Annotated in this window: 10 protein-coding genes and 2 pseudogenes; 6 read left to right on the top strand and 6 right to left on the bottom strand. The window is 65.8% G+C overall.

Annotated elements, in window-relative coordinates; translation table 11 throughout:
* Positions 1 to 127: 127 nt before the first annotated feature.
* A pseudogene (locus tag FV226_RS25515) lies at positions 128 to 529 on the bottom strand (transposase); the annotation flags it as partial.
* A gap of 66 nt (positions 530 to 595) precedes the next feature.
* On the opposite strand from FV226_RS25515, the gene FV226_RS25510 reads away from it, so the two are divergent.
* A complete protein-coding gene (locus FV226_RS25510) occupies positions 596 to 1,351 on the top strand; it encodes an SDR family oxidoreductase (RefSeq protein WP_147765124.1) in 756 nt (251 codons plus the stop codon).
* A gap of 95 nt (positions 1,352 to 1,446) precedes the next feature.
* Here FV226_RS25510 and pyk read toward each other — a convergent pair whose 3' ends face one another.
* From pyk to FV226_RS25490, 4 genes and pseudogenes are all read right to left on the bottom strand, one after another.
* Positions 1,447 to 2,859, bottom strand: coding sequence for a pyruvate kinase (pyk, locus tag FV226_RS25505; protein ID WP_147765123.1), 1,413 nt, complete (start codon positions 2,857 to 2,859; stop codon positions 1,447 to 1,449).
* 39 nt (positions 2,860 to 2,898) lie between these two features.
* Positions 2,899 to 3,756, bottom strand: a pseudogene (locus FV226_RS25500) (DUF4147 domain-containing protein); the annotation flags it as partial.
* 48 nt (positions 3,757 to 3,804) lie between these two features.
* Positions 3,805 to 4,704: an MBL fold metallo-hydrolase gene (locus FV226_RS25495; RefSeq protein WP_147765121.1), complete on the bottom strand. Its 900-nt coding sequence runs from the start codon at positions 4,702 to 4,704 to the stop codon at positions 3,805 to 3,807.
* A 399-nt stretch (positions 4,705 to 5,103) separates the two neighbouring features.
* A complete protein-coding gene (locus FV226_RS25490; protein ID WP_082511199.1) occupies positions 5,104 to 5,367 on the bottom strand; it encodes a hypothetical protein in 264 nt (87 codons plus the stop codon).
* A gap of 290 nt (positions 5,368 to 5,657) precedes the next feature.
* On the opposite strand from FV226_RS25490, the gene FV226_RS25485 reads away from it, so the two are divergent.
* The 5 genes from FV226_RS25485 to FV226_RS25465 are packed head-to-tail and all read left to right on the top strand — an operon-like array spanning position 5,658 to position 9,788.
* Entirely contained in the window at positions 5,658 to 6,188 is a 531-nt protein-coding gene (locus FV226_RS25485; protein WP_056472915.1) for a sigma-70 family RNA polymerase sigma factor, read from the top strand.
* Between the two features lie 2 nt (positions 6,189 to 6,190).
* Positions 6,191 to 6,958 carry an anti-sigma factor gene (locus FV226_RS25480; RefSeq protein WP_147765125.1) on the top strand — a complete coding sequence of 256 codons (768 nt, stop codon included), beginning with the start codon at positions 6,191 to 6,193 and terminating at the stop codon, positions 6,956 to 6,958.
* Positions 6,959 to 6,967: 9 nt separating this feature from the next.
* Entirely contained in the window at positions 6,968 to 8,080 is a 1,113-nt protein-coding gene (locus FV226_RS25475) for a catalase family peroxidase (protein ID WP_147765120.1), read from the top strand.
* A complete protein-coding gene (locus tag FV226_RS25470) occupies positions 8,077 to 8,625 on the top strand; it encodes a cytochrome b (protein WP_147765119.1) in 549 nt (182 codons plus the stop codon). The genes FV226_RS25475 and FV226_RS25470 overlap by 4 nt, the downstream gene beginning before the upstream one ends.
* A gap of 29 nt (positions 8,626 to 8,654) precedes the next feature.
* The gene (locus tag FV226_RS25465; protein WP_056472974.1) at positions 8,655 to 9,788 is read left to right on the top strand and encodes an NAD(P)/FAD-dependent oxidoreductase; all 1,134 of its coding nucleotides are present in this window, start codon (positions 8,655 to 8,657) and stop codon (positions 9,786 to 9,788) included.
* 276 nt (positions 9,789 to 10,064) lie between these two features.
* On the opposite strand, the gene FV226_RS25460 is transcribed toward FV226_RS25465, so the two are convergent.
* Positions 10,065 to 10,558: transposase (locus FV226_RS25460; RefSeq protein WP_147765118.1), on the bottom strand; the 494-nt coding region annotated here is incomplete at its 5' end.

Here is a 10,558-nt window from a genome sequence, read left to right as displayed (position 1 = left end):
TCTCCAAGCGGACTTCATCAGGGCGCGCAGCGATCCCGCTGCAGATCAGACGCCGTATACATGGCCGCAACCGACCAGTTCACCCGAACCGATCCGACATCCTTGACCCGCAGGAGCCATCCATACACGGGTTGAAGTCCGGGCTGTAGGCCGGAAGGTAGAGCAGACGCGCGCCGGCCGCCTCGATGGCCTTCCGCACGCCGGCTACCTTGTGGACGCTCAGGTTGTCGAGGATGACCGCGTCGCCGCGCTTCAGCACCGGGACCGGGGTGCCGGTGACGTAAGCCAGGAAGCGTCCGCCGTTCGTCGCTCCGTCGAACAGGGTGGTGGCGACGAGGCCGCTCGTGCGCAGGGCGGCGGTGACGGTGGTGGTCTTGTAGTGCCCGTGCGGAGCGAAGATGCGGCAGCGCTCGCCCCGTGGGGATCGGCCATAGAGCCGCACCATGTTGGTGGCGACCGCCGTCTCGTCGATGAAGACGAGACTGTCCGGATCGAGATCGAGTTGGCCGTCGAGCGCCGCGCGTCGAGCTATTTCGGCCATCGCGCGTTCGCCATCGGGTCTGAGTCCGTATGACCGCAGAATGGAGGATAGTCCTTGAGCAAAGTCCCCGATGATGTGCCGCCCGTCGCCCTCGTGACCGGGTCCACGTCCGGCATTGGGGCGGCGATAGCTCGTCGGTTGTCCAGCGACGGCTACGCGGTCGTTTTGCACTCGCGCAGTTCAGCGGCGACGGGACACGCGCTGGCCGCCGAACTCGGGAAGGCCGCCTACATACAGGCCGATCTGGCCGATGACGCTGACCGGATCAGGCTGATGCAACAGGCCGTCGCCCGGTGGGGCCGTCTTGATGTCTTGGTCAACAACGCCGGCATCAGCCAGGTCATCCCTCACTCCGATCTCAAGGCCGCCTCGCCGGCCATTTGGCACGCGTTGCACGAGGTCAACGTGGTGGCGCCGTTCCGCCTCGTGGCGGAAGCCGAGACCGCATTGCGGGACGCCGCGCGGCGAGGTCGTCCAGCCTGTGTCGTCAATGTCAGTTCGCACGCCGGGGTTAGACCCAAGGGTGCATCGATCCCCTATGCTGCATCGAAGGCAGCGTTGAACCACATGACCCGGCTGCTCGCCGTATCGTTGGCTCCGGACATTCGGGTGGATGCCGTCGCTCCTGGGCTCGTCGATACCCCCCTGACAGCGGAATGGACTGCTGCCCAGGCGCTTTGGCGGGAGCGGTCGCCCATGCGCCGGGCTGCCAAGCCGGAGGACATCGCCCAGGCCGTCGCATTGCTGGCGGCGTCGGACTACCTCACCGGGGAGATCCTGCTCTCGGATGGAGGTTTGAACCTCACGTAGCGCTCTCGCCGAGGTGCCTAGGCCCGACCAACAAGCCCGATCTCGAAACTCGCGTGATCTGCAAGATCGATAGGCGTCATGCACCGGAACTCGGGTTAGATCTGGATCAGCCGGATGTTGTTGGTGTTGCCGGTTGTATGAAACGGAATGCCGGCCGCCGTGACGATCGCGTCGTTGGGCTTGGCAAAGCCCTCCTCCTGAGCGTGACGGCAGGCGTTGGCCGTCATCTCCTCGTATGAGTCGATGTCGTCCGTTTGCACGCTGTGGGCTCCCCAGAGCAGGCAGAGGCGGCGCGAGGTATCAAGGTTCGGCGTTAAAGCCAGGATCGGCACCGCGGGACGCTTGCGCGCGACACGAGCAGCCGTCGTGCCGCTCGCGGTGTAAGTGACGATCGCAGTGGCGTGGACGGCCTCGGCAAGCGTGGCTGTGGCCGTCGCAACCGCGTGGGGCGGCGTCTCCTCCTCGCCGGGACTGGTGGCCGCGATGATCGAGCGGTAGAGCTTGTGGCCTTCCACGCTACGGATGATGCGATCCATCATCGCCACCGTCTCGACTGGGTACTGCCCCGTGGCGGATTCGGCCGACAGCATCACCGCGTCCGCCCCGTCGTAGATGGCGGTGGCCACATCAGAGGCCTCGGCGCGGGTCGGTGTCGGGGCCGAGACCATCGAATCGAGCATTTGGGTCGCCACCACCACGGGCTTCACCGCGAGCCGGCAGGCGCGGATCAGCTCCTTCTGCCGCCCGGGTACGTCCTCGTGCGGGATCTCGACCCCGAGGTCGCCGCGCGCCACCATCACCGCGTCGGACAGGCGGATGATGTCGTCGATGCGCTCCAAGGCCTGGGGCTTCTCGACCTTGGTCATGATGCCGGCCCGGTCCCCGATCAGCCCGCGCGCCTCGATGACGTCGGAGGGCTTCTGCACGAAGGAGAGCGCCACCCAATCCACGCCGAGTTCGAGGCCGAAGGCGAGGTCGGCACGGTCCTTGGCGGTCAGTGGCGAGAGGTCGAGCAGCGTGCCCGGCAGGTTTACGCCCTTGCGGTTCGAGATCGCGCCGGCGGTGATCACCTCGGCCTCGATTGCCGCGGCCTCGATGCCAGTGACGCGCACCCGCACGCGCCCGTCGTCGATGAGCAGGTCCTGGCCGGGTACGACGGCGGCGAAGATCTCCGGGTGATGCAGTGGGATCGCATCCTTGCCGCCCTCGGCGCCTTCGAGGACGAAGCGCACCCGCTCGCCGGCGATGAGGTCGAAGCGGCCACCCAGGACGGTCCCGACACGGATCTTGGGGCCCTGCAGATCCTGCAGGATGCCGATCGGTCGGCGCACCTCGTTCTCCAGGGCGCGGATGGCGGCATGGACCCGGGCGTGGTCGGCCTGCAGGCCGTGGCTGAAGTTGAGGCGGAAGGTATCGACGCCGGCCAGGAACAGGGCCTTCAGCATCTCGGGCGAGGACGAGGCCGGTCCCACGGTGGCGACGATCTTGGCGTATCGGTGACGGCGCATGTTGGGCTCGGCCCGAAGGCCGCCTCTGCAAGAGTTGGGTCAGACGATCAGGATCGCGCGGAAGTCGTTCACGTTGGTCAGCGTCGGACCGGTGATGATCCCGTCCCCAAGCGCCTCGAAGAAGCCGTGACCATCGTTCCGGGCGAGGCTGGCATCCAAGCTGAGGCCGAGGCGGGCCGCCCGGGCTATCGTATCCGGTGCGAGCACCGCTCCGGCGACTTCCTCCAGGCCGTCGACGCCATCCGTGTCACCGGCGAGGGCGTGAACCCGGGGGTGGCCGCTGAGTTCGACACCGAGTGCCAGCAGGAACTCGACATTGCGGCCTCCGCGCCCTTGCTCACGCACGGTGACGGTGGTCTCCCCGCCGGAGAGCAGGACACAGGGCGCCGAGATCGGCAGGCCATGCTCGGCAACGCTTCGCGCGATGCCGGCCATGACCCGGCCGACCTCACGCGCCTCGCCTTCGATGGCATCGCCGAGGATGCACGCTGCAACGCCAACGTCCTCCGCGCATGCCGCAGCGGCCCGGAGGGCCATGAGCGGCGTCGCGATCATGCGCAGGTCCGGTGCCGCGAGGGCCGGATCCCCGGGCTTCACCGACTCTCCCGCACCGCTTTCCAGCTCCGCCTGCACGGCCGCCGGGGCTTCGATCCGGTACCGGGCGAGGATCGCCAGCGCGTCCGCGCAGGTGGTCGGATCGGGAACGGTCGGCCCGGAGGCGATGTCGAGGGGATCGTCTCCGGGCGTGTCCGAGATCAGGAGCGTCACGACCTTGGCCGGATGGCAGGCCGCTGCGAGACGTCCTCCCTTGATCGCAGAGAGGTGCCGTCGAACGCAGTTCATCTCGCCGATGGTGGCACCGGATCTCAGGAGCGCGCGGTTCACTGCCTGCTTGTCATTTCCTTGAGGGTAGCGAAACTCAGCCTTGATGGATGATAATCAATTTTACCATCGAATTTCGCTAGGATAGTATCTGAAGCCGTCGCCGTCGACAGCAACATGACCCAAACCAGGCCATGGAAAATGGCATGCAAATAAGCGTGCGCGCGTTTCAGCGATGCTTGATAGCAGGCCTATCCTTGATTTTACTGCCTGATCCGGGTCAATATCAGCAAAAAACTTGAGGTTTGGACTTTCGAAAATCAATGCCGCATGATGCACCAGATCGCCAATAATATACAGTTGCTCATCACCTGAGTGAAGCCGAAAGCAACTATGTCCTGCGGTATGGCCTGGCGTAAAAATGGCCTGTATTCCCGGCAAGAATTCTTCATTGTCTTTGAAGAAAGCAATCCGATTTCTCACTGGCAGCAGGTTGTTTCGCGCTATCCGAACCGCGAAACCAATTGGTGATTCAAAATATAATTCGTCGGTCCAATAATCAAAATCAATCTTTGTCAAATAAATTGTGGCATTTGGAAATTGGGGATTGCCTTTGTCATCGCACAGCCCGCCGATATGATCGGGATGAGGGTGCGAGCACACAACAGCGTCTATGCTTCCTGGATGGATACCAGCTGCTATCAAGCCATCCTGCAATAAGCCACCGCTGCTCCCGAAAATTTTCGAGGATCCGATCCCAGTTTCAAAAATCACATTTCTTCCGTTTATAGAGATAACGGGGATATTCATGGGGATCGTGATGCTTTTGGTCGGCAAGAAATTTTGCTTCAAGCGCCGTTCAAGCTCTTCCGTCGGGCTGCCGCCGAACGCGATGGCCGGAGGCCCAATATCAAGCACCCCGTCGGAGACAACAACGATGTCTGCAGCGCCGATGTTAAATTTGTAGGGAGGCGCTATTTTGGGGGGTGGCCTCAAGCTGGAATGATCGGCCAGAATTTGCATCACCTTTTCCTCGTCCTCGAATGCTATTTGCCTATAATCGAGATGCGTCTGCGCTTCATAAGCGAGACTACCAACCCGGCGATGTGACGGATTAGGCTATGCTCAGATATAGAAGACACCTCGGAATGCGCTCAGAGGGCGACTAACCCTTGCTGCGCCTGTTGAGTGTCTGCCTCCCGCAGATGTCTGCAGCGTTTCATCGGCACGCGGGAGCGTTACGGTCGTAAAATCAAAACACTGGCCATCCCTCTCAGTCGAACCCGCGCGCGGGCGACCGTCCCCGGTTGCTCGCATGATGCCTGCGTCTGGACCGCGGTACCGGTCTCAAACAATTTGCTTTGACTGGATGGTGTCGAGCGTTCCCGAGCGCGGGCTCGTCCGCGCTCGGGGAAAGCCGGGCTAGTTCGGGATCAGCTCACGGGCGGGGCCGCCTGTCTCCTGGCCGCGCCCCTGAGCATAGCCTGGAAGGGCAGGGTTCCGCGCGTTGCCGCTGTCGGTGTCCATCCCGCCGAGCCAGTAGGCTGACCGCGCCTGCGGCAGGACCGAGCCCGTGGTCGACGGGTCCTCGGTGGGATGGGAAACGGTCCGGGCCTGGGAGGCTCCGGTCAAGGCGGCAAGGGTGCAGGCAGACGCGAAAACGAGGGCCGAAACAGTCTTGAGCATCGTCATGTTCAATCTCCAGTATTTCCTGCCTGATCGACCAACGCTAAGCAGGGATGCCGGACAGACGACGTCTTCGGCTGCTTATTCCAGGTCGCGTCGAAGAATTTTGATGCTCGTATTCCTAGCCACATCACCGAGCATGCGTACGTGATGCGAGCCTGAAAAAGATCGCCGCGTGCGTGGAATAATCCCGGATTGGCAGCGTCCATGCCTCCGAAGCCAAGCCCAGAGCAGACTCACATCGTTTGGCTTGCGCACGGAGGGGTCCCGCCCATGCCAGGAGATCGGACATGACGGACATGATGCGCCTCATCGAGCCGCTGATCCCGGTCCTCCGCCGCTACGCCCGTGCTCTCCTGCGCAATCCCACCGATGCCGACGATCTCGTCCAGGATTGCCTGGAACGGGCCGTCGGTCGGTGGCACCAGCGCCAAGTCGATGGCGACACGCGAACCTGGCTCTTCGCCATCCTCCACAACCTCGCCGTGACGCAGATGCGCCAGCGCGCGCGGCGAGGTGCGCACATGCCGATCGAGGATACGGCGGAAGCCAACCTCGCTGTGGCACCCACACAGGAGAGCGGCCTTCGCCACCGCGACTTGATGAGCGCGCTCGATGCCCTGCCGGAGGAGCAGCGCAGCGTCCTCCTCCTCGTGACGGTGGAGGGCCTGTCCTACGCCGAAACGGCGGAAATCCTCGCCATCCCGACCGGCACCGTGATGTCCCGGCTGTCACGGGCCCGAGACCGGATGCTCCAGCTGATGGACGGCGCGGAGGCGGCCGTTCCGGCCAAGCGGCCGCTCCTGCGGAGGGTGAAATGACCATGCGTCCCATCAGCGACGACGATCTCCAGCGCCTCTTGGACGAGCGGCTGGATGCCGCCCGCAGGCGCGAGGTCGAAACCTATCTCAACGACCATCCCGAGGCGCGGGCGCGCGTCGACCGCCTCGTCGCCCTCGGCGAGGAGATGCGGGCCGCCTTCGCGCCCATCGCCGCGGAGCCGGTCCCTGCCCAGCTGAACCTGTCGCGGATCGTCGAGGCACGCCGTCGCCCGCAACGTCCCGTCTGGCAGGCGATGGCAGCCGGTCTGCTTCTTCTCCTCGGCGGCGCCGGAGGCTGGGGCCTGCGCGATGTGGTCTCGTCGGCGCCGACTGGGATCGAAGCGTTGGCCCAGGCGGCGAGCATGAACTACGCGGTCTATGCTCCGGACCACACCCGGCCCGTCGAGCTCGCTGCCGCCGACCGGGACGAACTCGCGGGCTGGTTCTCGGCCCGGCTCAAGCGGCCGGTGGGCGTGCCGGACCTTAGCAGCTCCGGTTATCACCTTATGGGCGGGCGCCTCGTCGCGACGCAGCAGGGGCCCGCCGGGCTGCTGATGTACGATGACGGGCACGGCGCGCGCTTCGTGATGCTGATGCGGCCGATGTCCGTGCCCGGCGACGCGCCGATGCAGACGCACATCTCCGCGACGTCGAACGGCTACGCCTGGGCCCAGGACGGGCTCGGCTACAGCCTTGTAGGAGCGGCCGACCCGGTGGTCCTTCACCCACTCGCCAATGACATCCGCCGCGCCACCGCGAAGAAGATCTGAAGGCCAGCTATGTCCCTCCTCAACGACCTGACCGGCGCTAGTCCGGCTCTGAACCCGCGCGCCGTCCTCCTGCGGCTCGGTGCCATCGGAGGGCTTGTCGTCGGTGCTGCGGGGGCCTTCGCCTATGTCGGCGGCTGGTTCTCGCCGGGCGCCCTGACCCAGGCTCGGATCGTCGACCGCTTCGAGCGGGTCAACGGCCCGCATCCGGGATTCCGGCGTAACCACGCCAAGGGGCTCTGCCTAGCCGGCCGCTTCGAGAGTACCGGCCGGGGCGCGCGACTATCGAAGGCGTCGCTGTTCGCGGCGGGTCAGATCACCCCGGTCACCGGGCGCATCGCGCTCGCGGGCGGCCAGCCCTACGCAGCAGATGCATCGACCACGGTCCGCAGCCTCGCACTCCGTTTCCAACTTCCCGACGGCGAGGAATGGCGCACCGGCAACAACGACATCCCGGTCTTCCCGGTGCGGACCTCGGAGGCGTTCTATGCCCAGCTTCTCGCCGCCAAGCCCGATCCGGCCACGGGCAAGCCCGATCCCGAGGCACTCAAAGCCTTCTTCGCCGCGAACCCCGAGAGCGCGACGGCAGCAGCCCTGATCAAGGCGCGCACGATCACCTCCGGGTTCGCCGACGACACCTTCCGGGGCTTGAACGCCTTCCAGTTCGTGGCCGGAGACGGCACGCAAACGCCGGTTCGCTGGGCGTTCGTGCCGGAGCAGGCCGCCACAGCTGAGAGTGCGGCCCAGACCGCACGCGCGGACAAGAATTACCTCTTCGACGAGTTCGAGTCCGCGGTCCGTCGGGCGCCCGTGCGGTGGCACCTCGTCGCCTCCCTCGGCGAAGCAGGCGATCCCACGGCGGACGCGACGCGTCCCTGGCCGGCCGAGCGGACGAGCCTCGACCTCGGGACGGTGATCGTGACCGCGACGGAGGCGGAGGCCAGCGGCAATTGCCGCGACGTGAACTTCGATCCCCTGGTCCTGCCCGTCGGCATCGCGGGATCGGACGATCCGCTGCTCAGCGCGCGCTCGGCAGCCTACGCGCAATCCTTCACGCGACGCGCCGGCGAGCCGAAGGCGCCGAGTGCCGTCCACGATGCCCCAGTTGCAGGAGCCGGATTGTGAGCAACACCGCGCACTTTAACCGACCGGCCCGGCTGCTGCACTGGACAATGGCCGGCATGATCCTGGCCATGCTGTTCATCGGAGTTGCGATGGTGACCTCACTGGCGCACTACGACGCCCTCGTGGCGCTGCACCGTCCCCTCGGGATCGGCATCCTGATCCTCGCGGCACTCCGTCTCGTCAACCGCTGGCGTCAACCGCCGCCCGAACTGCCGGCGGACCTTCCAGGCTGGCAGCGACAGGCGGCGCACGCCTCGCACATCCTGCTCTACGGATTGATGCTTGGGCTACCGCTGATCGGCTGGGCAATGCTGTCGGCGGCCGGGTATCCCATCGGGCTCGGCGGCGCGGTGGTGCTCCCGCCGATCTTGCCGCGCGATCCCACGATCTACGCTTGGCTGCGTCCACTTCACACGGTGCTGGCCTACGCCTTGTTCGGTCTCATCCTCGCCCATCTCGGTGCCGCGCTGATGCACGGGCTGATCCGCCGGGATGGTGTCTTCTCCAGCATGGCCCTGCGCTTGACGACGCCGCGGTCACGATGACGACGGGCCAGGCAACGAGGCGAGACAGCATGGACGACAGCGCAGCAGGCCGGGTGCTCATCGCCGGGGGCGGTATCGCCGGACTTGCCATGCGGCGAGCGCTGCAGCGACGCGGCATTCCCTCGCTCACCCTGGAGCGGCGCCCGACGCCGGCCGATGCGGGCCTCGCCATCAACCTACCGGGGAACGCAGTCCAAGCTCTCCGCCAGCTCGGCTTGAGCGAAGCCCTGCGCAACATCGGCTCACCCGTCCGTCGGCGCGAGTACCGCACCGAGAGCGGGCGCCTCCTCTTCGGAATCGACGAGGCGGCGTTCTGGGGGGAAGAAGCGTGCCCGCGTTGTGTGCGTCGCGCCGACCTGCTGCGCCTCCTGACGCTCGACCTTCCCCCGACCGATCTCCGGCCGGGATCTGAGATCAGCGCCGTCCGGCAGATGCCGAGGGGCGTCGCGGTCGAGCTTCAGGATGGGACGGCCGAAACCGGCGGATTCCTCGTCGGCGCCGACGGTGTCCACTCGCGGGTTCGAAGCGACACGTTCGGCGCTTCCGCGCTTGGAGCGGCGATGCTGGCCCCAGCGAGCTGGCGCTTCATGGCGCCGAACCCAGGCCTTGACGCGTGGACGCTTTGGGCTGGATCAAACGGATTGTTCCTGCTCATCCCCGTCGACCATGGCGAGGTCTACGGCTGGGTCTCAGTCGGCGAGACCGCCGGACGGGGGCAGGACTTGGCGGCCTTCCGGACTGCCTTTGCATCGTTCCCACCGCTCGTCCGCGACACCCTTGATGCGGTTCTGGCCCAGCCCGAAGCGCTTTATCATTCCCCGCTCAAAGAGGTCCGCATTCCGAGCTGGACCCGGAACCGGGTGGCGCTCGTGGGAGACGCCGCGCACGCGATGGCACCGGTTTGGGCCCAGGGCGCGGCGCTCGCCCTGGAAGATGCGCTGGTGCTGGCCGCGCTGCTTGCCGAGCGGACCGAATGGGGCATGGTCGGTGCCGAGTACGAGGCGCTACGCCGGCCCCGCGTGGCCCATGTCCAAGCGATGACCGATCGCCTATCGCGGACCGCACGGATACCGAGTTGGGCCAGGAATCTACTGCTTCCCGTCATCGGGCCGCGCAGTTACCGGGAGACTTACACCCTTCTGCGCGCGCCGGTCTCGGCTTGAGCATCGGGCTGTGGCCATCCACCCATCCCAAGGGTCGTAGGGCGGGACCTGCAAACCTTGACCGCTAGGAAAGGCGGACGTCGCGATTTGGGAGCTTAGTGGACAGCGGCAAGAAACTGCTCGTTGCAGAGGGCGACTTCTGGATCCGTTAACCGACGAACGACCGCTTCTTGGATCGTGGCGCAGCGACTTCTACGGCAGATTTGGGTCGGGATCTGCCGGTCCGCTCTACGACCAAGTTGGGTGGGTAATTACCCACCCCTGTGACCGCTGGGTTCAGGCGCCAACGGTTTTGAGGATGGTGCCGAAGGAGGTGCTGCCTGTGAGGCGGGCGGTATCGACCACGGTGCGGATGTCGGCCTCGCCCGCAGCGGCCCACATCGCGCGATAGCCGTTGGTCATCTTCCTTTGGACCACGGCCGGACGCAGCAGCCGTTCCGAGCCGTTGTTGGTCGGTTCGACGGCACCGGGATGGTCGAGGAAGACCAAGAGCTGATGGCGAGCCCGACCGAGCTTGGCCTGCAGGTCGCGGGTCAGGTCGCAGCGGCTCGGCGTGGCGAGGATGGCGCCGAGTTGGCGATCCAGGCTCCGGCGTTTGGCGGCCAGCGTCGAGGTGGCCAGATCGGTGGCGCGCTCTGCCAGAGCGAACACGGATTGGAGCCAGAGCTGCAGGCGCCAGGGGACAGGATCGTCGCTGGTGTCGACGGCGTAGGCGACATCGCGGGCGAGATGGGCGAGGCAGGTCTGGTGCGCGGCCGCGTGTCCCTGCT

Origin of the sequence: Methylobacterium sp. WL12, assembly GCF_008039475.1 — a bacterium.
GTDB classification, from domain to species: domain Bacteria; phylum Pseudomonadota; class Alphaproteobacteria; order Rhizobiales; family Beijerinckiaceae; genus Methylobacterium; species Methylobacterium cerastii.
Note: the sequence above shows the minus strand (reverse complement) of the source record. Positions and strands in the feature narration are given on the sequence as shown.